Annotated in this window: 22 protein-coding genes; 16 read left to right on the top strand and 6 right to left on the bottom strand. The window is 70.4% G+C overall.

Features of this window, described 5'->3' with window-relative positions; all coding sequences use genetic code 11:
• Window positions 1-11 precede the first annotated feature (11 nt).
• Genes AL072_RS25600 through AL072_RS25580 form a run of 5 tightly spaced genes read left to right on the top strand, consistent with a single transcriptional unit; the run spans window position 12 to window position 4,515 of the window.
• Entirely contained in the window at window positions 12-701 is a 690-nt protein-coding gene (locus AL072_RS25600) for a HEAT repeat domain-containing protein (protein ID WP_045583830.1), read from the top strand.
• A gap of 4 nt (window positions 702-705) precedes the next feature.
• On the top strand, window positions 706-1,584 hold the full coding sequence (locus AL072_RS25595; RefSeq protein WP_167543401.1) for a CheR family methyltransferase: 879 nt from the start codon (window positions 706-708) through the stop codon (window positions 1,582-1,584).
• Window positions 1,581-2,060, top strand: a complete 480-nt coding sequence (locus tag AL072_RS25590) for a response regulator (RefSeq protein ID WP_082109133.1) — start codon at window positions 1,581-1,583, stop codon at window positions 2,058-2,060. The genes AL072_RS25595 and AL072_RS25590 overlap by 4 nt, the downstream gene beginning before the upstream one ends.
• Window positions 2,057-4,267, top strand: coding sequence for a chemotaxis protein CheA (locus tag AL072_RS25585; RefSeq protein WP_045583832.1), 2,211 nt, complete (start codon window positions 2,057-2,059; stop codon window positions 4,265-4,267). The genes AL072_RS25590 and AL072_RS25585 overlap by 4 nt, the downstream gene beginning before the upstream one ends.
• Complete coding sequence (locus AL072_RS25580; RefSeq protein ID WP_045583833.1) at window positions 4,267-4,515, top strand: hypothetical protein; 249 nt, start codon at window positions 4,267-4,269, stop codon at window positions 4,513-4,515. Before AL072_RS25585 ends, AL072_RS25580 begins: the two co-directional genes overlap by 1 nt.
• Before the next feature lie 16 nt (window positions 4,516-4,531).
• Here the strand turns inward: AL072_RS25580 and AL072_RS25575 are convergent, their stop codons facing one another.
• Window positions 4,532-5,377: an ABC transporter permease gene (locus AL072_RS25575; protein WP_045583834.1), complete on the bottom strand. Its 846-nt coding sequence runs from the start codon at window positions 5,375-5,377 to the stop codon at window positions 4,532-4,534.
• Window positions 5,378-5,393: 16 nt separating this feature from the next.
• Window positions 5,394-6,254, bottom strand: a complete 861-nt coding sequence (locus AL072_RS25570; RefSeq protein ID WP_144428386.1) for an ABC transporter ATP-binding protein — start codon at window positions 6,252-6,254, stop codon at window positions 5,394-5,396.
• 78 nt (window positions 6,255-6,332) lie between these two features.
• Here AL072_RS25570 and AL072_RS25565 point away from each other — a divergent pair, with 78 nt between their 5' ends.
• Window positions 6,333-7,721: an ActS/PrrB/RegB family redox-sensitive histidine kinase gene (locus AL072_RS25565; protein ID WP_045583835.1), complete on the top strand. Its 1,389-nt coding sequence runs from the start codon at window positions 6,333-6,335 to the stop codon at window positions 7,719-7,721.
• Between the two features lie 9 nt (window positions 7,722-7,730).
• Window positions 7,731-8,327, top strand: a complete 597-nt coding sequence (locus tag AL072_RS25560) for an ActR/PrrA/RegA family redox response regulator transcription factor (protein WP_082109135.1) — start codon at window positions 7,731-7,733, stop codon at window positions 8,325-8,327.
• A 94-nt stretch (window positions 8,328-8,421) separates the two neighbouring features.
• Here the strand turns inward: AL072_RS25560 and AL072_RS25555 are convergent, their stop codons facing one another.
• Window positions 8,422-8,610 carry a YgaP family membrane protein gene (locus AL072_RS25555; RefSeq protein WP_245636979.1) on the bottom strand — a complete coding sequence of 63 codons (189 nt, stop codon included), beginning with the start codon at window positions 8,608-8,610 and terminating at the stop codon, window positions 8,422-8,424.
• A 174-nt stretch (window positions 8,611-8,784) separates the two neighbouring features.
• The gene (locus tag AL072_RS25550) at window positions 8,785-9,468 is read right to left on the bottom strand and encodes a Crp/Fnr family transcriptional regulator (protein WP_144428377.1); all 684 of its coding nucleotides are present in this window, start codon (window positions 9,466-9,468) and stop codon (window positions 8,785-8,787) included.
• A 275-nt stretch (window positions 9,469-9,743) separates the two neighbouring features.
• Here AL072_RS25550 and AL072_RS25545 point away from each other — a divergent pair, with 275 nt between their 5' ends.
• Window positions 9,744-12,005 (top strand): GumC family protein, encoded by a 2,262-nt coding sequence (locus tag AL072_RS25545; protein WP_045583836.1) that lies wholly within the window; start codon window positions 9,744-9,746, stop codon window positions 12,003-12,005.
• Window positions 12,006-12,055: 50 nt separating this feature from the next.
• Window positions 12,056-13,501 carry a flippase gene (locus AL072_RS25540; protein WP_045583837.1) on the top strand — a complete coding sequence of 482 codons (1,446 nt, stop codon included), beginning with the start codon at window positions 12,056-12,058 and terminating at the stop codon, window positions 13,499-13,501.
• 247 nt (window positions 13,502-13,748) lie between these two features.
• Here the strand turns inward: AL072_RS25540 and AL072_RS36050 are convergent, their stop codons facing one another.
• Entirely contained in the window at window positions 13,749-13,883 is a 135-nt protein-coding gene (locus tag AL072_RS36050; protein WP_281178698.1) for a hypothetical protein, read from the bottom strand.
• 33 nt (window positions 13,884-13,916) lie between these two features.
• On the opposite strand from AL072_RS36050, the gene AL072_RS25535 reads away from it, so the two are divergent.
• From AL072_RS25535 to AL072_RS25510, 6 genes are all read left to right on the top strand, one after another.
• Window positions 13,917-15,272: a nucleotide sugar dehydrogenase gene (locus AL072_RS25535; protein WP_045583838.1), complete on the top strand. Its 1,356-nt coding sequence runs from the start codon at window positions 13,917-13,919 to the stop codon at window positions 15,270-15,272.
• A 28-nt stretch (window positions 15,273-15,300) separates the two neighbouring features.
• Complete coding sequence (locus tag AL072_RS25530) at window positions 15,301-16,308, top strand: NAD-dependent epimerase/dehydratase family protein (RefSeq protein WP_045583839.1); 1,008 nt, start codon at window positions 15,301-15,303, stop codon at window positions 16,306-16,308.
• 165 nt (window positions 16,309-16,473) lie between these two features.
• Window positions 16,474-17,463, top strand: a complete 990-nt coding sequence (locus AL072_RS25525) for a GDP-L-fucose synthase family protein (RefSeq protein WP_045583840.1) — start codon at window positions 16,474-16,476, stop codon at window positions 17,461-17,463.
• Window positions 17,464-17,469: 6 nt separating this feature from the next.
• Window positions 17,470-18,765 (top strand): glycosyltransferase family 4 protein, encoded by a 1,296-nt coding sequence (locus AL072_RS25520; RefSeq protein WP_045583841.1) that lies wholly within the window; start codon window positions 17,470-17,472, stop codon window positions 18,763-18,765.
• Window positions 18,762-20,003, top strand: a complete 1,242-nt coding sequence (locus tag AL072_RS25515; RefSeq protein ID WP_045583842.1) for a glycosyltransferase family 4 protein — start codon at window positions 18,762-18,764, stop codon at window positions 20,001-20,003. Before AL072_RS25520 ends, AL072_RS25515 begins: the two co-directional genes overlap by 4 nt.
• A 2-nt stretch (window positions 20,004-20,005) precedes the next feature.
• Window positions 20,006-21,154 (top strand): glycosyltransferase family 4 protein, encoded by a 1,149-nt coding sequence (locus AL072_RS25510; protein ID WP_045583843.1) that lies wholly within the window; start codon window positions 20,006-20,008, stop codon window positions 21,152-21,154.
• Between the two features lie 23 nt (window positions 21,155-21,177).
• On the opposite strand, the gene AL072_RS25505 is transcribed toward AL072_RS25510, so the two are convergent.
• Window positions 21,178-21,657, bottom strand: coding sequence for an Lrp/AsnC family transcriptional regulator (locus tag AL072_RS25505; RefSeq protein WP_045583844.1), 480 nt, complete (start codon window positions 21,655-21,657; stop codon window positions 21,178-21,180).
• Between the two features lie 136 nt (window positions 21,658-21,793).
• Between AL072_RS25505 and hppD the strand changes: the two genes are divergently transcribed.
• Complete coding sequence (gene hppD / locus AL072_RS25500) at window positions 21,794-22,867, top strand: 4-hydroxyphenylpyruvate dioxygenase (protein ID WP_045583845.1); 1,074 nt, start codon at window positions 21,794-21,796, stop codon at window positions 22,865-22,867.
• The last annotated feature ends 65 nt before the right edge of the window (window positions 22,868-22,932 follow it).

The following is a 22,932-nucleotide window of genomic DNA, read 5'->3' as shown; positions in this document are numbered from 1 at the left end:
GGATACGGGGCATGGGGCTGGTGAAGAAGAAAGCGGGCGCGAGCCCGGCCGTTCCGCCGGAGGATGTCCGGGCCGGTGCCGCGGCGGCCGATCCGCTCGCCGATCCGCTGGCCGCGCTTGGGAATGCCGACCCGTCGGTCCGGCGCGACGCGGCGCATGCGCTGGGCCGTGCGCCGGAGCCGGATGCCGTCGCGGCACTGGCCCGCCGGCTGGAGGAGGAGGGCGATGCCGGCGTGCGCGAGGCGGTGCTGACGGCGCTCGCCCGCATCGCCACGCCCGAGGCCGCGGCGGCCCTGGTCCCCTTCCTCGACCGCGAGGACGCCGCCCTGCGCAATGCCGCGCTGGAGAGCCTGCAGCAGATGCCGGCGGCGGTCGCCGCTTCGGTCCTGCTGCCGCTGCTCGGCCATGCCGACCCGGACCTGCGCATCTTCGCGGTGCAGGGGCTGGGCGGGCTGGCGATTGGACCCGGCCCGGAGCCCGGCCCTGGCCCGGCCTCCGGCTCCGGCCGGGGGGAGTGGCTGGCGGCGGTGCTGGAGCGCGACGCCGACGTCAATGTCGGCCTCGCCGCGGTGGAGGCGCTGGCCGAGGCCGGCAGTCCGGAAGCACTGTCGAGCCTGGAGATCCTGGCCCGCCGCTTCCCCGACGACCCTTTCGTCGCCTTCGCCGTCGACGCGGCCCGCTCGAGCTTCCGCGGTGGATGATCGCGTGACCGGCGCCGAATCCGAAGGCCTGTCCGCGGAGGATTATGCGACGCTGTGCGACTTCCTGCGCGAACGCACCGGCCTGTCCTTCACCGAGGCCAAGCGCTATTTCGTCGACCGCCGCGTCGCGTCGCGCATACAGGCGGTCGGGGCGGCCGGCCTGCGCGCCTATCTGAACCTGCTGCGCTTCCAGGCGTCGGGAGAGGAGCTTCAGCGGCTCGTCAACCTGATGACGGTGAACGAGACCTATTTCTTCCGCGAGAAGTACCAGTTCGACTGCCTGGTGAATTCAGCCCTCGACGAGCTGGTGCGCGGACGGCCCAAAGGATCGCGGCTGCGCATCTGGTCGGCCGGCTGCGCCACCGGGGAGGAGCCCTATTCCATCGCCATCATGCTGCTGGAGCATTGGAAGCGGGTGGACGATTACGAGATCGAGCTGCTGGCGTCGGACATCGACAGCGCGGTTCTGGACCGCGCGCGCGAGGGCGTCTATGACGAGCGCGCCCTGCAGGGGCTGCCGGCCCATCTGCGCGCCAAATATTTCCAGCCCTGGCGCGGGGCCGCCGAGGGCGGCGGGCCGCGCTGGCGGATCGTGGAGGAGTTGCGTGAGTCGGTCGAGTTCTCGCTGGTCAACATCGCCGATCCGCAGCAGGCGCGGGCGTTCCGCGGGATCGACGTCATCTTCTGCCGCAACCTGCTGATCTATTTCGACGACCTGGGCCGGCGGGAGGCGGCGGGCATGTTCCACGATGCGCTGGCGCCGGGCGGCTTCGTCTGCCTCGGCCATTCGGAAAGCATGAGCCGCATGTCCTCGCTGTTCGTCCCGCGCCGCTTCCCGGACGCGATCCTCTACCAGAAGCCGGCCGACGGAGGGGCACAATGAGCGAAGGTCCCAAGACCGCAGGCCCAAAGACCGCAGGCGGGCCGCGCGTCCTGGTGGTCGACGATGCCGTGACCGTGCGCGCCTTCGGCCGCCGGGTGCTGGAGGCCGACGGCTTCGTGGTGGACGAGGCGGTGAACGGGATCGAGGGGCTGGAACGCGCGATGGCCGCCCCGCCCGATCTGGTGATCGTCGACGTCAACATGCGCAAGATGGACGGCTACACCATGTTGCGCGTGCTGCGCCGCGATCCGGCCCTGCGCGACGTGCCGGCCATCATGATCAGCACCGAATCGAAGGACAGCGACCGCGAGCAGGCGCTGCTGGCCGGCGCCAACTGGTACATCGTCAAGCCGCCGCGGCCGGAGATGCTGGTGGAGGCGGCCCGGCTGCTGACCGGCCGACCGCTCGCCGGCCCTCCGGCAGAAAGCCCCGCCGGCACGGGCGGACATGGCGCGAGCCCGGAGGGAACGCCATGAACGAGCTGTTCGACCAGTTCATCGTCGAGGCGCAGGACCTGCTGGAGACCGCCGGCGCCGCGCTGCTGGCGCTGGAGCGCGACCCGGCCGACCGTACCGCGGTGGACGAGCTGTTCCGCGCCTTCCACACCCTGAAGGGGGCGAGCGCCCTGTTCGAGATGGCGCCCTTCACCCGGCTGGTCCATGCCGGGGAGGACGTGCTGTCGCTGCTGCGCGACGGCCGGCGCAGCATGACTCCCGAACTGGCCGACCGGCTGTTCCGTGCGCTCGACCAGTGCGCCCGCTGGGTGGCGGCGCTGGAAGACGGCGGCGCGCTGCCCGCCGATGCCGCGGACGCGGCCGAGCCGCTGGCCCGTGCGCTGTCGGGCGGCGGGGAGGCGCCTGCGGCGGAGGGGGCGGCCGGGGACGATGGAACCGGAGGCTTCCCCTGGCTGGCGGCGCTGACGGCGGAGGAACGGCGCGCGGCCGGCGAGGGGGTGCTGACGGCGATCGACTACACGCCCGATCCCGACTGCTTCTTCACCGGCGACGACCCGCTGGCGCTGTTCCGCCGGGTGCCCGACCTGCGGCTGCTGCGGATCGACCCGGCGGAGCCGCTGCCGCCGCCGGCGGAGATCGATCCCCATCGCTGCCTGCTGCGCTTCCGGGCGCTCAGCGGTGCTGTGCCGGAGGCGGTGGCGCCGGCCTTCCGCAGCGTGCCCGACCAGGTGCGGACCGGTGCGGTGGTGCTGGCGGCGCCCGCGCCCGCGCCGACGCCGGCCTCGCTGGCCGACGCCATGCTGGCGGAACAGGCGCACATCCTGGACCTGCCCGGCGGCGCGGCCGAACGCGATGCCCGCCGGGCGGCGGTGCTGCGGACGGTGACGGCGATCCAGGCGGCGCTCGGCCGGCGGGTGGACCGGCGCCGGCTGGAGGCCGCCTGCACCGATGGCGACGGCCTGCGCCGGTTCCTTGCCGGCGACGTCGAGGCCGGGCCTGAGCCGACCCCGGTCCCGACCGCCGCCGCCGCCCCTCCGCCGGCCGCGCGCCGCGCCCTGCGGGTGGAGCCCGAGCGGATGGACGCGCTGATGACGCTGGTCGGCGAGCTGTCGGTGGTGAAGGGACAGCTTGGGCCGCTGGTCCGCCGCGCCGCGGATGCCGGTCCGGGGGCCGAGTTCGGGCGCGACCTGAAATCCTTCTCCGCCCGGCTGGACACGCTGGTCGGCGACCTGCGCCATGCCGCCCTGCGGCTGCGGCTGCTGCCGCTGGCCCGGGTCTTCGAACCGCTGCCCCGGCTGGTCCGCGACACCGCCCGCCGGCTGGGCAAGAGTGTGGAGCTGGTGCTGGAGGGGGCGGAGACGGAGGCCGACAAGGACATTCTCGACATGCTGGGCGAGCCGCTGCTGCATCTGGTGCGCAACGCGCTCGACCACGGCATCGAGGGTCCGGAGCGCCGTGCCGCCGCCGGCAAGCCACCCGCCGGCACCCTGCGCATCCGCGCCTTCCAGGACAAGGACGGCGTGGTGGTCGAGGTTTCGGACGACGGCGGCGGCATCGACCCCGCCGCGATGCGCCGCGCCGCCGTGGCCAAGGGGTTGCTGGAGCCGGAGGCCGCCGCGGCCCTGGTCGATACTGACGCGCTGCGGCTGGTCTTCGCCCCCGGATTCAGCACGGCGACCGGTGTTTCCGACCTGTCCGGCCGCGGGGTCGGCATGGATGCGGTGCGCGCCGCGGTGGAACGGGCCGGCGGCCGGGTGGAGATCGCCTCGACGGTCGGCGCCGGCACGCGGGTCCGGCTCGCCCTGCCGCTGACGCTCAGCATCACCCGCGTCGTGGTGGTGGAGGCGGCGGGGGCGCTCTACGGCGTGCCGGTCGCCCTGGTCGGCGGCGTCCAGCGCGTGCCGCGCACCGCCATCCGCGCGGTGAAGCGGGCGGAAAGCGTCGTCCTGCGCGACCGCGTCGTCCCGCTGGTCCGCCTGCGCCGCCTGCTGGGCCAGCCGGAAGAGGAGCTGGGGGACGGGCCGGGAGAAGGCGGGACCGACTGCGTGCTGCTGGCCGAGATGGGGGACGGCCCGGTCGCCGTCGCGGTCGACGATGTCGGCGAGCGTGCCGACGTGGTGCTGCGGCCGATGAGCGGGGTGCTGCGCGGCCTGCGCGGCTATGCCGGAACCGCGGTGCTGGGGGACGGCCGGCTGATCCTGGTGCTCGACCTGAGGGAGCTGCTGTGATGCCGATCCGCTACGACGACGATCTCGCCCGCTTCGAAGCCGCCTGCACGGTGGACGAGGCGCTGCCGCTCGCGGAATGGCTGGAGGCGACCGCGGTGCCGCGCGTCGACCTGTCGGCCTGCACGGAGCTGCATACGGCACTGCTGCAGCTGCTGTTGGCCGCAAGGCCGGCGGTGGCCGGCGCGGCGGCGGACGCCTTCCTGGCGCGTTGGGTCGGGCCGCTGCTGGCGCCGGGCGCCCGCTCCTGAGTCGATAGCGCCGGCATCACTCCCCGGTCTGCAGCAGCGCGCCGCGAATGCGCGCCTGACGGAAGGCGTAGAGGAAGACCGCGACGCCCGCCGCCATGTAGAGCGCGTTCAGGCCGAAGGCCCAGGCCAGATGGTCCCAGCGCAGGATGCCGTCGAAGATCAGCGCCCGCATGCCCTCGAACACATGGGCCGACGGCAGGGCCAGCGCGACCGGCTGGAGCCAGACGGGCAGGATCGACACCGGATAGTAGACCGCGCTGACCGGGGCCAGCATGAAGACGACGATCCAGGCCAGCCCCTCCGCCCCCATGCCGTAGCGCAGGATCAGCGCCACGATCAGCAGGCCGAGCGACCAGCCCAGGACGATCAGGTTGACGAAGAAGGCCGCCAGCGGCAGGCCCAGCGCGAAGACCGAATAGCCGAAGAAGGGGATCGCCAGCAGCGCCGCCGGCAGCACGCCGATCAGCGTGCGCAGCAGGCTCATGGTCATCAGCGCGGTGATCCATTCGCCGGGGCGGAGCGGGCTGACGAACAGGTGGCCGAGGTTGCGCGACCACATCTCCTCCAGGAAGGAGACGGAGACGCCGAGCTGGCCGCGGAACAGGACGTCCCACAGCAGCACCGCGCTGACCAGCACGCCGGCCCCCTGCGCCACCCAGCCGCTGCCCCCGCCGCTGCCCGACGCCATGAACTGGTTGATGTAGCCCCACAGGATCATCTGCATGGTCGGCCAATAGGCCAGTTCCAGGATGCGCGGCCAGGATCCGCGCAGCAGGTACCAGTAGCGCAGCACCATGGCGGCGATCCGGCGTAGCGAGAAATCGGCGCGGGGAATGGCCGGATGGACCGAAGGGTCATTCATGGGATCTCTCATGGGCTCATTCGGCGGCATCGGCGGTCTCCCCGGCCGTCTGCCCGGCCGTCTCCCCGGCCAGGAGCGAGCCGTCGGGCGCGCGGGCGATGTCCAGGAACACCTCCTCCAGGGTCTGGCGGCCGTAGCGGGCGAGCAGGGCCGACGGCGCGCCGCGGTCGACGATCCTGCCCTGCCGCATCATCAGCACGCCGTCGCACAGCCGCTCCACCTCCAGCATGTTGTGGGAGGCCAGGAGGATGGTGGCGCCGGTGCGGGCGCGGTAGCGCTCCAGATAGGTCCGGATCCAATCGGCGGTGTCGGGGTCGAGCGAGGCGGTCGGCTCGTCGAGCAGCAGGAGCTCCGGGTCGTTCAGCAGGGCCTTGGCCAGGGCGACGCGGGTTTTCTGCCCGGCGGACAGGCCGCCGGACGGACGATCGAGAAACCGGGTCAGGTCAAGATGCTCGGCCAATTCTTGGACGCGCTTTTTGACGCATGTCAAACCGTAGAGGTGGGCATAGACGGTAAGGTTCTCCCGCACCGTCAACCGATGGGGCAGCTCGACGTAGGGGGAGGAGAAGTTCATGCGCGGAAGCACGGCATGCCGATGGCGCGCCATGTCGACGCCCAGGATCTCCACAGTCCCGGCCGTCGGCAGCAGCAGCCCGAGCAGCATCGAGATGGTCGTCGTCTTGCCGGCGCCGTTCCCGCCAAGCAGGCCGGTCACGCTGCCGCGCGCCACGGTGAAGCCGATGGCGTCGACCGCCGTGACCTGCCCGCCGCCGGGCGTCGGGAAGCGCTTGGTCAGCCCGTCGGCCCGGATGGCCGGGGCGGGGGCCGGGACAGCGGAGGGGGCAGGGGAGGGAATGATGGCCGGATGCTGCGGCATGGTTCGTTCGGTCATGGGCACAGAATATGGCGGCAACCGCCGCAACCGCCAGGGGCATCCGTCCCGAGGGCATCTGTCATGATGACGCTCGCCGGCGCATTGGCCGGACCTATCCCGGCCTCGCCGCCGCCGCAATGGGCGCAGCCCGACGGCCGCATCACGCTGCGCACGCTGATCCTGATCCGCTGGGTCGCGGTCATCGGCCAGCTGGCCGCGGTCGGCTTCGTCAGCCTCGGGCTGGGCTTCCCGCTGCCGCTGGGGCCGGTGCTGGCCGCCATCAGCGCGTCTGCCCTGCTGAACGTGGTGGCGATGGCCCAGCAGGGCGGCCGGCTGCGGCTGGCCGACCGCGACGCGGCGCTGTATCTCAGCTACGACATGCTGCAGCTGACGCTGCTGCTGTACCTCACCGGCGGTCTCAGCAACCCCTTCGCCATCCTGCTGCTGGCGCCGATGACCGTCGGCGCGGCGATCCTGTCGCGCTACAGCACGGTGCTGCTGACCGGCCTGAACCTGATCTGCCTGACCGCGCTCGCCCTGTGGCACTTCCCGCTGCCGTGGGAGGAGCCGGTGCGCTCCATGGCGCCGCTCTACGCCTTCGGGGTGTGGCTGTCGCTGACGGTGTCGGCGGTCTTCATCGCCGGCTACGTCTTCCGCGTCGCCGCCGAGGCGCGGCGCTTCGCCGATGCGCTCGCCGCCTCGCAGGTGGCGCTGGCGCGCGAACAGCGGCTGGGCGCCCTGGGCGCGCTCGCCGCCGCCGCCGCGCACGAGCTGGGCTCGCCGCTCGGCACCATCGCCGTGGTGGCGAAGGAGCTGGCGCGCGACCTGCCGCCCGACAGCCCCTATGGCGAGGATGTCGAGCTGCTGCAGAGCCAGGTGATGCGCTGCCGCGAGATCCTGGCCGATCTGGCGCGCAAGCCCGAGGCCGATGGCGGCGACCCGTTCGAACGGCTGCCGCTGACCACGCTGATCGAGGCCGCCGCCGCCCCGCACCGGCTGGGCCACATCGCCTTCGCGGTGGAGCCGCACCCGGTCGGCGAGGTCGACGAACCCTTCCTGCGCCGCAGCCCGGAAATCATCCACGGCATCGGCAACTTCATCCAGAACGCCCACCAGTTCGCCCGCCACAAGGTCACGGTCGCCGCCGCCTGGGACGGCCGCGGCGTCACCGTGACGGTGATGGACGACGGGCCGGGCTTCCCGCCCCATCTGCTGGGCCGCATCGGCGAGCCGTACCTGTCGGTGCGCGGCGAGCGCTCAGGCCCCAAGGGCCAGGCGGGCGGCGGCCATATGGGGCTGGGCATCTTCATCGCGCAGACGCTGCTGGAGAAGACCGGCGCGACCGTGCAGTACGCCAACAACCCGCCGGCCGGCATCCCGCCCGCCGACCCGCATGCCGGCGGTCATCAGACGCCGGGCGGCGGCGCGCGGATTTCCGTGCGCTGGAAGACCATCAACGCCAAGAAATGAGGTTTTGCGGTGGACACCCTCAAAACAACCGATGACCTGCTGTCGGGCGATGCCGTCAAACTGACCTTCACTGGCGACGTCACCCGCAGCCTCCTGATCGTCGACGACGATGCCCCCTTCCGCACGCGGCTCGCCCGCGCCATGGAGAAGCGCGGCTTCAACGTGGTGGCGGTCGACAGCGTGCAGCTCGGCATCGAGGTGGCGCAGGAATCGGCCCCCGCCTTCGCGGTGGTCGACCTGCGGCTCGGCGACGGCAACGGGCTGGACGTGGTGTCGGCCCTGCGCGACGCCCGTCCCGACGCCCGCGTCGTCATGCTGACCGGCTACGGCAACATCGCCACCGCGGTCGCGGCGGTGAAGGCCGGCGCGGTCGATTACCTGCCCAAGCCCGCCGACGCCGACGCCGTGGAATCGGCCCTGCTGGCCGACGGCCGCCCGCTGCCCCAGCCGCCGGAAAACCCGATGTCGGCCGACCGCGTGCGCTGGGAGCACATCCAGCGCGTCTTCGAGCAGTGCGAGCGCAACGTGTCGGAAACCGCGCGCCGCCTGAAGATGCACCGCCGCACGCTCCAGCGCATCCTGAACAAGCACGCCCCGCGCGCCTGACCGCGGCCGGCGTCTTCCGTCGGCGTCTTCCGCCGGAATGCGAACGGCCCGCCAGGGGGGCGGGCCGTTTCGGCATGTCCGTGATATGGCGGCATCAGACCATGCGGTTTTCCGTCCGGCAGGTCTTGATGCCCAGCAGCGTGTAGGCCGGGCAGAAGCCGGCGACGGCGGTCAGCAGCGGCACCAGCCCGACCAGTCCCCACAGGGTCTGCGGGCCGACGACGGTCAGCGAAATCAGGATCAGCCCGACGATGGCGCGCAACGCGCGATCGACCGGTCCCATGTTGCGGCAATTCATGGCGGCACCCGTCATGTTGAGGCGATGGCACGGGAAACGCTCGTCCCCGCATGACTATTGTTTATGCCGCGGCTGGGCTTGCCGTCTGTGACGGAGTCACAGGGGAGGCAGGTCCGGGCAGCAGCCCCTGCACGTCCCGGCATCGAACCGCCGCCGCCCTCACCGCTCCTCCGCCAGCGCCAGCAGCGCCGCCGGGTCCGGCACCTGGATCCGGCCGCGCGACAAGGCCACCAGCCCGCGGCGCTCGAACTCCTTCAACTGGCGGCTCACCACCTCGCGCGCGGTGCCCAGCTCCACGGCGAGCGCCTGGTGGGTGATGTCCAGCCCGCCGGCCGCGTCGCGGCGGTCGGCCAGGAACCGCGCGAGGCGCAGGTCGATGCGGCCGAAGGCGACCTCCTCGATCAGCATCATCATGCCGGTCAGCCGGGTGCCGAAAGAGGCGAAGACGAAGTCGCGGAAGGCGGCGGAGCGCGCCACCAGCTCGTGGAACGGGCCGGCCGCCAGCGCCACCGCGTCGATGTCGGTCTCCGCCACCGCCTCGGCACCATAGGGGGCATCGGTCAGCAGGCAGGCGGTGGTGACGATGCAGGTCTCGCCGCGGGCGACGCGGTACAGCACGATCTCCCGCCCGGTCTCCGAGGTCATCTGCACCCGCACCGCGCCGTCCAGAACCATCAGGAAGGTGTGGCAACGGTCGCCGGCGCGGAACAGGACGGTGCCGCGCGGAACCTCCACCCGCCGGCCTGCAGTGCCGAGATAGGCAGCCTGATCCGGCTCCAGCCTTGCCAATGCGGGGAAAAGCCCAGGCATTTCCGCGGCCCAACCGGTGCGTTCGCGCGTCATGATCCCTGTCCTTTCGAGTAGGCCCCATCATCCCCCGTCCGGCTGCGACGGTCCATACTGCACTGCAACAGGGCCAGGAAGACTACCCACTGCGCGCCCCTTGCTCGCCGCATGCGCTGGATGGCCGATGCAACGGCTGGACTAACACTGCGTTTCAGCCAATCGGACGAACCGCCGAGCCCGACCGCCGGACAGCAGCCGCTGGCCGGAACGGAGGGTCGGGCGAACGGTCGATCCTATGGCCGCGCTTCTGGTCGTTACGCGAGGAGGACCCTTTGGCCACCCAGGAACTTCAGGAACAGCCCCGTCGTCATACCCCTGAAACCCGGCGGGGGGCCGGTTCCGTATCCTACGACCTGTCGGCCAGCGCCGCCAGCGCGGTGCGCCGGACCACCGGGCTGCTGCGGCGGCACAAGCTGCTGATCGGCATGGCGATCGTGTTCGGCACCGGGCTGGCGGCCCTGGTCGCGTTCCGCATGACGCCGCTCTACACGGCCGAAACCCTGATCATGGTCGAGCATCGCAAGAACACCGTCCTCAATTTCGAGGGCGTGGTGTCCGACATGACCCCCGACATCAGCGCGCTGCAGAGCGAGGTCGCGATCCTGAAATCGCCGGCCTTCGCCGAGAAGGTGGTGACGAAGCTGGGGCTGACGAAGGATCCGGAATTCAACGCCGCACTGCGTCCGCCGCCGCCGGGCTGGCTGGTGGCGATGAACCCGCGCAACTGGATCCCCGACAGCTGGAAACAGTCCGGCGAGGTGCCGCTGTCGCCCGACGAGATCGAGCGCAACCAGATGACCTCGGTGGTCAACGCGGTGCTCGACAACACCTCGGTCCGGCCGCAGGGCCGCTCCTACGTCATCGCCGTCAGCTTCGACAGCGAGGATCCGCGCAAGGCGTCGCAGATCGCCAACACCATGGCCGACCTCTATCTGGTCGACCAGCTCGACGAGAAGTTCAAGGCGTCCAAGCGCGCCACCCAATGGCTGGAGGAGCGGCTGGGCGACCTGCGCAAGGAGGCCCAAACCACCGGCGACGCGGTGGAGAAATACCGCACCCAGCATGGGCTGACCGTCTCCTCGACCAATGAGAGCACGGTGGTCGGCCAGCAGCTGAGCCAGCTCAACGCCGACTATATCCTGACCCGCACCAAGCGGCAGGAGGCGGAGAGCAAGCTGCGCGACGTCACGGCGATGGCCAACTCGCCGCGCGGCGCATCGGCGGTCGGCGAGGTGCTGGGCTCGCCGCTGATCCAGGCACTGCGCGAGCGCGAGGTCGATCTGCAGCGGCAGATCGCCGACGCCACCAACCGTTATGGCAACCGGCACCCGATGCTGCAGGCGCTGCAGAGCCAGCTGCGCGACCTGCAGGGCCAGATCAGGGCGGATGTCGGCAAGATCGTCGCCAACCTCGGCAACGAGGTCGAGATGGCGAAGGGCCGCGAGCAGGCGTTGAAGGCCAGCCTGGACCAGGCGGAGGCCAGGCAGAACGAGCAGCAGCAGGCGACCGTCGGCCTGCGCACGCTGGAACGCGACGCCAGCACCGCCCAGGCGATGTATGAATCGCTGCTGACCCGCTCGCAGCAGATCGCGGCGCAGACCGACATGCGCCAGCCCGATGCCCGCATCGTGTCGGAGGCGTCGATCCCGCTCGACCCGTCGCAGCCCAACCGCAAGCTGATCCTGCTGCTGGCGCTGGTGGCGTCGGGGACGATCGGCGTGCTGCTGGCCATGCTGCGCGAACGGTCCGACGGCGGCTTCCGCAGCCCGCACCAGTTCGAACTGGCCACCGGCGTGCGCAGCCTCGGCATCGTCCCGCGCATCCCGCGCTTCGGCGGAGCCCCGGCCAGCTACATCGTCGACAAGCCGGTCTCGGCCTTCGCGGAGTCGATGCAGAACCTGCGCACCTCGCTGCTGCTCGCCAATCCGGACGGGCGGCACCGGGTGATCCTGTTCAGCTCGTCGGTTCCCGGCGAGGGCAAGAGCTCCGTCGCCGCGGCCTTCGCCCGCACCTGCGCCAACGCCGGCCAGCGGACGATCCTGGTCGATTGCGACCTGCGGCGCAAATGCCTGCACGAGATGCTCGGCCTGTCCAACGACCGTGGCCTGTCGGAGGTGCTGGCGGGAACCGTGGCGCTGGAGGAGGCGATCCAGGTCGATCCGCGCACCGGCCTGCATGTCATCTCCGCCGGCCATGGCCGGGCCCTGCCGCAGGACAGCCTGGGGTCGTCCGGCATGCATCAGCTGCTGTCGCGGCTGTCGGTCAACTACGACCGCGTCGTGCTGGACTCGCCGCCGGTGCTGGCGGTGTCGGAAGGCAAGCTGCTGGCGGCGCTGGCCGACCAGACCGTCTTCATCGTCCGCTGGGGCCTGACCAAGCGCGGTACCGCGATGGCCGGGCTGAAGGAGGTGGTGGAGGCCGGCGGCGAGGTGGTCGGCGTGCTGTTCAGCCAGGTCGATGCCCGCCGCCATGCCCAGTACGAGTTCCCCGACAGCGGCCGCTACCACGGCTATCGCCGGTACTACGCGAATTGAGGAACTCCCTTCCGTGTTCCGTGAGCTTTCCACCATTGATGAGCCCGTGAATGACCGCTGGCCGCCGTATCTTCCAGAACATCCGGGCCCTGGCCGCCGCGAAGGCGGCGACGATGGCGAGCGGGCTGGTCACCGCCGCCTGGACCGCCCGGGTGCTGGGTCCGGACAGCTTCGGCGTGCTGGGCTTCGGCACCTCGCTGATGGCCTATGCGGCGCTGTTCGTGAACATGGGCCTGTCCACCTACGCCATCCGGGAGATCGCGCGGGACCGCGACCAGGCGGCCCGGCTGTCGGAGCATGTGCTGACCCTGCGCACCGTGCTGGCGCTGATCGTCGGCGCGCTCTATGCCGCCTTCATCCTGTCGCTGGACAAGCCGATGGCGGTGAAGGCGGTTCTTCTGGTGCAGGCGGTCCAGCTTCTCGGGAACGCTTTGGTGCTCGACTTTGTTTACCAGGCGACCGAGAAGATGGGGGTGATCGCCACGCGGGAGATCGGCACCTCCATCGGATCCATGCTGCTCGTCTTCCTGCTGGTGCGCGGCCCTGAGGATGCCATCACCGCCGCCGCCATCACCGGCGGATCCATCACCGTCAACGCGCTGGTGATGATCGGCCGTTTCCGCCGCGACTTCGGCACGCTGCGCCCGCGGGTCGACCTGAAGGTCTGGCGCGAGATCCTGGCCGCCGCGACGCCGATGGCGGTCGGCGTCTTCGCCTGGGCGATCTTCACCCATCTCGACGTGGTGATGCTGGGCTTCCTCGCCCCGCATACCGATGTCGGCTGGTACAGCGCGGCGGTGAAGATCCAGACGCTGGCCAATCTGGTCGGCAACATCGTGATGAACGCCTTCCTGCCGCAGCTGGCGGCGGCCTATGGCGAGCTGGGGCCGATGCGCGACCGGATGCGTGCCTATGCCTCGGTCATGCTCGCGGTCGGCGGGCTGGTGGTCGCCGGCGGCTTAACCCTGGCGCCGGTCATCCTGGGCACGCTGTTCGGCGATGCCTACGCCCCGGCGACGCTGGCGCTGCGGCTGCTGATGCTGGCCTCGGCGGTGGTCTACGCCAACATGATCCTGGGCAACCCGCTGCTCGTCTGGCACAGGCAGACCGGCTACATGATCGCCATGCTGTCCGGCGGTGCGCTGAACGCGCTGCTGAATGTCTGGTGGATCCCCCGTTACGGGATCGAGGGTGCGGCGATGGCGACCTTCACGGCGGAGCTGGCGGCCACGGTCGCCATCGCCTGGATCCACCGCCGGGCGGTCGGCGAGCTGTATGGCGGGATCGCGGCGCGGGCGCTGCTGTGCGCCGGCATGGCCATCGCCGCGGCACTGGCGCTCGACCGCTTCGCCGCCCCGCTGTTCGACCGTGCGCCGCCCTTGGTGCATTTCGTGCTGGGCAGCGTCGTCATGGTGGCGGTCTATGCGGCGGTCGCGGTGCTGACCGGTCTGGTGCGCCCGAAACGGTTGCGCCGGCTGGCCAGCGCCACCGCCTGACGGAGCATCTTGGGGGCGGGACGGTGACGGCGCCCCCCGATTCCTGCAGACCAGGACTTCCTGTACCGGACAGCGAATCTCTTTGTGCCCATTGCACCACTTCCGAACGTCTCTGTTGGTGCCTCCAAGCATTCATTCGATAGCGGCCGGGGTTAGTACCATTAATACGGCCGTGACCGGCAATCATAGTCTTTTCATGGGATGGTGATTTCTGAAACACTTCGCGCTGCACAACGTCGGAAACGGGTTACTTCAGCATCACGGCGAAGTCACAACAATAAAACAATTTCGAATTTCGCAGTATCTCCACCTGCATCTTCTCCGGCGTTTCCGCCGGCAGGGCAGGCAGGGCGTCTTCAAACTCACGGGCGGCCCGCTCCATGCGGCGGGTCCACAGCAAACGGCAGGAGCGACGATGCTTCCCAAGACTTTTCCCGATCGTAACGTCTGCGTCCTCGGGCTCGGCTATGTCGGCCTGACGCTGGCGGTGGCGATGGCGGACGCCGGCTTCCAGGTGCATGGGGTCGAGGTGCGGCAGGACGTGCTCGAACAGCTCGGCCGGGGCAATCCCCACTTCCACGAACCGGGCCTGACCGAAAAGCTGCGCCATGTGACGGCACGCGGCCGCTTCACCTTCAGCCGCAGCCATGACGGCTGCGACAAGGCCAGCGTCTTCATCATCACGGTCGGGACGCCGCTCGGCAAGGACGGCCGGGTCCGCACCGACATGATCGAGGCGGCGACCCGTCAGGTCGCCGCCTGCCTGAACGACGGCGACCTCGTCATCCTGCGCTCCACCGTCAAGCTCGGCACCACGCGCAACGTCGTGGCGCCGATCCTGCGGTCGACCGGCAAGCGGTTCGACATCGCCTTCTGCCCGGAACGCACGCTGGAGGGGCAGGCGCTGCTGGAGCTGAACCAGCTGCCGCAGATCATCGGGGCGGAAAGCATGGACGTCGCCACCCGCGCCGCCCAGATCTTCGGCTTCCTGACGCCGACCACAGTCAAGGTCTCCACCCTGGAGACGGCGGAGCTGATCAAGCTGGTCGACAACACCTACCGCGACGTGACCTTCGCCTTCTCCAACGAGATCGCCAAGCTGTGCAACGCCATGGAGATCTCGGCGGTCGAGGTGGCGCGCGCCGGCAAGCTGGGCTATCCGCGCACCAACCTGCCGCTGCCCGGCCCGGTCGGCGGTCCCTGCCTGGAGAAGGATCCCCATATCCTGATCGAGGCGGCGCGCGAGGCCGGCGTGGAGATGGCGATCACCGCCGCCGGACGCCGCGTCAACGAAAGCCAGCCGGCCGAGGTCGCCGACTTCCTCGGCAAGCTCGCCCAGTCGATGCAGGGCTTCCCGCAGGTGCCGACCATCAGCCTGATGGGGCTCGCCTTCAAGGGCCGGCCGGCGACCGACGACCTGCGCGGCACGATGGCCAGGCCGGTGCTCGAGGAACTGCGTCGGCGCTTCCCCACCGCCCGCCTGCGCGGCTTCGACGCGGTGGTCCGCCCCGACGACATCCGCTCCTTCGGGCTGGAGCCGGCGGCCAACATGTCCGACGCGGTGTCGGGCGCCAACCTTGCGGTGATCCTGAACAACCACCCGGTCTTCACCTCGATGCCGCTGCCCGATCTGGCCGAGCGGATGGACCGGCCGGGGGTGATCTACGACTTCTGGAACAATTTCAACAGCCGCGACGTCGATCTGCCGGATGGGACCGCCTATGTCGCGCTCGGCAGCCACGGCACCGCCCGCTACGCGCATGTCGCCTGACCCCGCGGCCCGAAGGGACTCCATTTCCATGAAACACTATCTCGTCACCGGCGGCAGCGGCTTCATCGGCGCGGCTCTCGTCCACCGGCTGGTCCGCGACGGCCACCGGGTCCGCGTGCTCGACGACAACTCGCGCGGCCACACCGGACGGCTTGCCGGCGTGCTGGAGGACGTCGAGTTCGTCCAGGGCGACATCCGCGACCCGGCCGCCGTGCAGGGCGCGGTGCGCGGCGTCGACGGCGTGCTGCATCTGGCCGCCGTCAACGGCACCCGGCATTTCTACGAGAAGCCGGAGGTGGTGCTGGACGTCGGCGTGCGCGGCATGCTGAACGTGCTGGACGCCTGCCGCGCCGGCGGCGTCGGCGATCTGGTCGTGGCGTCCTCCTCGGAGGCCTACCAGACGCCGCCCGTGGTGCCGACGCCGGAGGACGTGCCGCTGGTGGTGCCGGACGTGCTGAACGCCCGCTACAGCTACGGCGGCTCCAAGCTGATCTCGGAGCTGCTGGCGATCAACTGGGGGCGCAACGGCTTCGACCGCGTGGCGATCTTCCGCCCGCACAACGTCTACGGCCCCGACATGGGCTGGGAGCATGTGGTGCCGGAATTCTCCCGCCGCGCGGTGGAGGCCATCGCCTCCCACCCGAGCGGGGCCGTGCCCTTCCCGATCCAGGGCGACGGCCGCCAGACCCGCGCCTTCGTCCACATCGACGACGCCGTCGACGGCATCGTGACGGTGGTCGGCAAGGGCGAGCATCTCGGCATCTACCACATCGGCAACCCGGAGGAGGTCACCATCGCCGACCTCGCCCGCCGCACGGTGGCCTGCCTCGGCCGCGAGGCCCAGGTGATGCCCGGCCCGGCCGCTCCCGGCGGCACCGACCGCCGCAGCCCCGACATCGCCAAGCTGACCACGCTGGGCTTCACCCCGCGCATCCCGCTCTCCGCCGGCCTGCCCGGCGTGGTGGAGTGGTATGCCGGGCGCGCGCGGGAGAGTTTGGGGGCGGAGGTTGGGCGCATGGGGCAGGCGGCGGAGTAGGGGCGCCGTTTGCCCCCACCTAACCTCCCCCGCTGGGCGGGGGAGGGACTGCCGCCATTTTCCCAAACATGCGCCAATCTCCCTCCCCCGCCCAGCGGGGGAGGGTCGGGGTGGGGGAAACGGGCGGCAACTGCTCGCACAAGACCATTCAAGGAGACGGCCCGCATGGACCGCAACAGCCGTATCTTCGTCGCCGGCCACCGGGGCCTCGTCGGGTCCGCCATTCTGCGGCGGCTGACGGAGGCCGGGCATACCGACCTCGTGATCCGCGACCGCTCGCAGCTCGACCTGACCGATCAGGCGGCGGTGCGCGCCTTCTTCGACCGCGAGGGCATCGACCAGGTGATCCTGGCTGCGGCGAAGGTGGGCGGCATCCTCGCCAACGACCGCTTCGGCGGCGACTTCATCCGCGACAACCTGCTGATCCAGACCAACGTCATCGACGCCGCCTGGCGCGCCGGCGTCAAGAAACTGCTGTTCCTCGGATCCTCCTGCCTCTACCCGAAATACGCCGAGCAGCCGATCAAGGAGGAGGCGCTGCTGTCCGGCCCGATGGAGCCGAGCAACAAGCCCTATGCCGTCGCCAAGATCGCCGGCATCGTCATGGCCCAGGCCTACCGGCGCCAGTTCGGCTTCAACGCCATCTGCGCCATGCCGTCGAACCTCTACGGCCCCGGCGACCATTTCGAGCCCGAGACCTCGCATGCGCTGCCGGGCATGATCCGCCGCTTCCACGATGCGAAGATGGCGGGCGACCCGACGGTCACGCTGTGGGGCACCGGCACGCCGCGGCGCGAGTTCCTCTATGTCGACGACATGGCGGACGCCTGCCTGCACCTGATGGACCATTACGACGGCGAGGAGATCATCAATGTCGGGCCGGGCGACGACATCGCCATCGCCGATCTCGCCGCGCTGATCCGCGAGACCGTCGGCTATCCCGGCACGCTGACCCACGATTTGACCAAGCCCGACGGCCACCCGCGCAAGCTGATGGACGTGTCGCGCCTGTCCGCCACCGGCTGGCGGCCGAAGGTCGCGCTGGAGGAGGGGCTGCGCCGGACCTATACGTGGTTCCTGGAGAACGCCGCCCCCGAACGCGGTGCGCGGCAGGCGCCCCCCCGGCAGGCGCCCCCCCGGCAGGCGGCGGAGTAAGCCCCGATGCCGGACGAGTCCATCCAACTGCGGCAGCCGGTCAGGAACCGGCCGTCGGCCGATCCCGCCTCGGCGATGCCGTCCCTGTCGGACGTGCCCGTTCCGGAGGAACTGCTGCTGGTGGCGCAGAGCTATTGGCCGGAGCCGGCCGGCAGTGCGCCGATGATGACCGACCTCGCCACCGCCTTCGCGGCGGCCGGGACCGAAACCACGGTGCTGACCGCGCGGCCCAACTATCCCGGCAACAGGGTCTATGACGGCTACGCCGACGGGTCGCAGGACAGCCTGACGGTGGACGGGGTGCTGATCGAGCGGCTGCGCACCATCCCGCCGGCCGGCGGCGGCATGAAGGCCCGGCTGATCCATGAGGGCGTGCTGCATGCCGGCTTCGTCGCCGTGCTGGCCCGCGGCCGGGTCGGCCGGCACAAGGCGGTGCTGTCGCTCTGCCCGTCGATCCTGTCGGTGGCGCTCGCCGACCGCTTCAGGGCGCCCGGCGGCCGGCACATCGCCATCGTCCACGACATCCAGTCCGGCCTTGCCGGTGCGCTCGGCATGGGCGGCAAGGCGGCGGTCAAGGCGATCCGCGCCATGGAGCGCACCGCCCTGAACCGCGCCGACGCCATCGTCGTCCTGTCGGAACCGATGCGCGGCGTGCTGGAGGACCTCGGCGTCACCCGGCCGATCATGGTGATCCCGCCGCATGTCGATGCCGATGCGGTCCATCCGCTGCCGCGGCCCGACCAGCCGCCGACCGCGCTCTACAGCGGCGCCTTCGCCCGCAAGCAGGGACTGGAACAGGTGCTGGACATGGCCGGCCATCTGGCCGGGCTGATGCCGCAGGCCCGCGTCCTGCTGCGCGGGCAGGGCGGGCTGGAGGAGGAGCTGAAGTCCCGCGCCGCCGCCATGGGGCTCGCCAATGTGGTCTTCCAGCCGCTGGCGCCCAAGGACCGGCTGAACGAGGCGATGGCGGAGGGCGACGTCCATCTCGTGCCGCAGCGGCCGGAGGGCGCGGCCTTCGCCATGCCCGGCAAGGCGGTGACCATCCTCGCCGCCGGCCGCCCCTTCGTCAGCACCTGCCTGCCGGGGTCGGCGCTGGCCACGCTGGAGGCGCAGGTCGGTGCCTTCCTGTGCACGCCGCCGGAGGAGCCGCGCGCGATGGCCGAGGCGGTGGCCGCCCTGCTGTCCGACCCGGCCCGCGCCACCGCCATGGGCCGCCGCGGCCGCGCCTGGGTCGAATTGCATGCCACCCGCGCCGTGGTGCTCGACCGCTACGCCCGTCTTCTGTTGGGAGAGGCAGCATGAAGAAGCCCGCCCTGGTCTTCAGCTGGGAGATGTTCGGCCCCTACCATATGGACCGGCTGGAGGCGGTCGGCCGCCGGCTGGGCCGTGTCTACGACGTGATCGGACTGGAGGTCGGGTCGAAATCGCATACCTATGCCTGGGACCAGACGGGGGCCGGGCAGAATTTCCGCAAGATCACCCTGTTCCCCGGCCGGTCCAAGGCCGACCTGTCCAGGGCCGCCGTCTACCGCGCCCTGCTGCGCGAATGCCGGCGCGTCGACGCCCGTTATGTCTTCCTGTGCCATTACGAGGATCCGGACGTCTTCGCACTGGCGCTGACCATGCGGCTGACGGGGCGCAAGGTCATCAACATGAACGCGTCCAAATACGACGACAAGCCGCGCATCCTGTGGCGCGAGATTGTGAAAAGCTTCTTCTACGCCCCCTATCAGGCGGGGATCGGCGGCAGCCACCGCACGGTGGATTACTTCCGCCTGCTCGGGCTGCCGAAGGAGCGGCTCTATATCGGGTACGACACGCTGTCGCTCGACCGCATCCGCCGCCTGTCCGGGATGGAGCCGGCCCCGGGGGGAGTACCCTTCGCCGACCGGCACTTCACCATCATCGCGCGCTTCGTCCCGAAGAAGAACTTGTTCCGGGCGGTCGAAGCCTACGACATTTACCGGCGGCTGGCCGGCCCGTCCGCCCGTCCGCTGCACCTCTGCGGCTCCGGTCCCCTGGATGCGGAACTGCGGGCCGAGGTGACGCGGCGCGGGCTGGACGGACAGGTCGTCTTCCGCGGCTTTCTGCAGGAGAAGGGGATCGCCGAGACGCTGGGGTCGACGCTGTGCCTGCTGCTGCCGTCGCTGGAGGAGCAGTTCGGGCTGGTGGTGAACGAGGCGTTGGCCATGGGGGTGCCGACCATTCTGTCCGACCAGTGCGGCGCCCGTGACGTTCTGGTCCGCAGCGGGTTGAACGGCCACATCGTGGAGCCGGACAACCCCGAGGGGCTGGCGCGCTACATGCTGTCGGTGGCGGGGGACGAGGCGGAGTGGCGCCGCCTGAGCCTGAACGGCCGGCCCTTCCAGGCGCTGGCCGATGCCAGCTTCTTCGCCCTGTCGGTGGAGAAGGCGGTGGTGGCGCTGGGCGGCCCGAAGGCGGAGCGCAGCGCCGATGCGGAGTTTGCGTCCGACTATTCCGCCGAACCGGAGGGGGGCCGACACGGCCCGTCCGCCGGGGCGGCCCTGACCGGGAGTTGACGATGGAACCGAACGCGCGTCCCCATGTGGTCGTCTCCGGGCGGCTGCCGCCGCCGGTGGACGGGATGAGCCGGGTGACCGCCCTGGTGCTGGACCGTCTGCGCGACCGGATGCGGGGGCGCGGCGATGTCGAGGTCGCCGACCTGTCGCCGGGCTGGAACGGCGGCGGCGCGGCCTACCACCTGCGCAAGGCGGGGCGGGTGTTCGGCACGGTCGGCCGGCTGTTCGGAGGCATCCGGCGCCCGGACCGGCGGTTCTACATGCCGGTCGATTCCGGCTGGGGCGCGCTCTACACCGCGGCGCTGGCCGGCACGGCGCGGATGCTCGGCTACGAGCGGGTGCTGCACCATCATTCCTTCGCCACCATTGCCAAGCCCACCTGGCGGATGCGGCTGCTGACCCGGATCGCCGGGGCCGGCTGCACCCATGTCCTGCTGTGCCCGGCGATGCAGATGCGTTTCCAGTCGGTCTATCCGGCGGCGCGGACCTGCATGACCATGTCGAACGCCATCTTCTCCGTCCCCGCCGCCGCCCTGCGCCCGCGGCGCGACGGGCCGCTGCGCATCGGCCATCTGTCGAACCTGTGCGCCGACAAGGGGCTGGACACGCTGTTCGCCCTGCTGCGCGCGCTGCAGCAGGACGGCGTCGACGCCCGGCTGGTGCTGGCCGGGCCGGGGCTGAAGCCCAGGGACGATGCCATGGTCGCCGCCGGGCTGATGGCCTTCGACGGCGCGGTCGAATATCACGGCCCGGTCCATGGCGAGGCCAAGGAGGCCTTCTACCGCGACATCGACGTCTTCGTCTTCCCCACCCGCTACCGCAACGAGGCGCAGCCGCTGGTCCTGTTCGAGGCGATGGCCGCCGGCGTGCCGGTGCTGGCCTACGAGCGCGGCTGCATCGGCTCTGACATCCCGGCCGACGGGCTGGTGCCGCAGGACGCCGACTTCGTGAAGGCGGCGCTGCCGATCCTGGCGGCCTGGGCCGACGACCGCGAGGCGCTTGCTGTCGCGTCGGCACAGACGCTGACCCGCGCCCGCGTCGCCTACGAGACCAGCCGGACCGGCCTGGACCTGCTGCTCGACCGCATCGCCGGCCCGCATCCCGCAGCCGCCGCGGCCGCCATGCGGGCCAAGCGGCGGGTGGCGGGGTAGGGGCGGGAGACGGGACGGGACGGCTACGGCGCCCCGCTTCCCAACGGCAGCGCCGTCTCGAACTTGATCTCCTTCAGGGCGAAGTTGGAGCGGATGCGGACCTGGAAGGGCAACTGGAAGACGAACTCCTCCAGGAAGCGGTTGTAGTCGGCGATCGCCGTCACCGCGACCCGCAGCAGATAGTCGGCATCGCCCGACACCGCGTAGCATTCCAGCACTTCCGGCCGCTTGCGCACCGCCTCGATGAAGACGGCGGCGGTCTCGGCCGAATGATGGTCGAGCGTGACATGGGCGAAGACGCATTCGCCGACCGACACCGCCTTGGGATCGACCAGCGCCGTGTAGCGGCGGATCACCCCGGTCTCCTCCAGCGAGCGCAGCCGCCGCCAGCAGGAGGAGGGGGAGGAGCCGACGCGATCCGCCAGCTCCTGCACGGTCAGGCGCGAATCCTCCTGCAGGGCAATCAGGATTTTGACGTCGATTTCCGACAGGGAAGCAGACAACGGAAAATTTCTCCGGTCAGACGGCCAGATATGAGGAATCCTGCCAAAATCATAGGTCTGGCCGCGTCGCTTTGAAAGCTATTTCCATCAACAGTCAGCCATACTGACCGCATCACATCCACCCGGAGACGCGACCATGGCCGATATGTGGGAAAACCCGATGAAGACCGACGGATTCGAGTTCATCGAGTTCACGGCGCCGGACACCGAGGCGCTCGGGCGCCTGTTCGAGCAGCTGGGCTTCACCGCCATCGCCCGCCACCGGTCCAAGGACGTGACGCTCTACCGCCAGGGCGACGTCAACTTCATCGTCAATGCCGAGCCGGCCGGTTTTCCGCGCAACTTCGCCGCCCTGCACGGTCCGTCGATCTGCGCCATCGCCTTCCGTGTCGCCGATGCCGCCTTCGCCTACCGCCGCGCGCTGGATCTCGGCGCCTGGGGGGTGGAGACGCGTGTCGGGGCGATGGAGCTGAACATCCCCGCCCTCAAGGGCATCGGCGATTCGCTGATCTATCTCGTCGACCGTTACGCCGACCGCGGCAGCATCTACGAGGTGGATTTCGTGCCGCTGCCGGGGGTGGACCAGCATCCCAAGGGCGCCGGCCTGACCTACATCGACCACCTGACCCACAATGTCCACACCGGCCGGATGGAGGAGTGGGCCGGCTTCTACACCCGCCTGTTTGGCTTCCGCGAGATCCGCTATTTCGACATCGAGGGCAAGCTGACCGGCCTGCGGTCGAAGGCGATGACCAGTCCCTGCGGCAAGATCCGCATCCCGATCAACGAGTCCGCCGACAACAAGTCGCAGATCGTCGAGTATCTGCGCGATTATCGCGGCGAAGGCATCCAGCATGTCGCGCTGGGCACCGACGACATCGTCCGCACGGTGGAGACGATGCGCGGCCTGGGCACCCCGTTCCAGGACACGCCCGACACCTATTACGAAGGCGTTGACGCCCGGGTTCCCGGCCACGACCAGGATCTGGAGCGCCTGCGTGCCAACCGCATCCTGGTCGACGGCGCGCCGACCGAGGGCCAGGGCCTGCTGCTGCAGATCTTCACCCAGACCGTCATCGGCCCGATCTTCTTCGAGATCATCCAGCGCATCGGCAACGAGGGCTTCGGCGAAGGCAACTTCAAGGCCCTGTTCGAATCCATCGAGCTCGACCAGATCCGCCGCGGCGTGCTGAAGGAGGACGCCGCCTGACCGGCCTGTCCTTCCCCCTCCCGCACGGGAGGGGGAGAACGGGGGCACATGCATGCCTTTTTGCG

The sequence above is a fragment of the Azospirillum thiophilum genome (genome assembly GCF_001305595.1).
Classification (GTDB): Bacteria; Pseudomonadota; Alphaproteobacteria; order Azospirillales; family Azospirillaceae; genus Azospirillum; species Azospirillum thiophilum.
The sequence above is the reverse complement of the archived record's forward strand: the minus strand, read 5'-3'. Positions and strand labels throughout refer to the sequence as shown.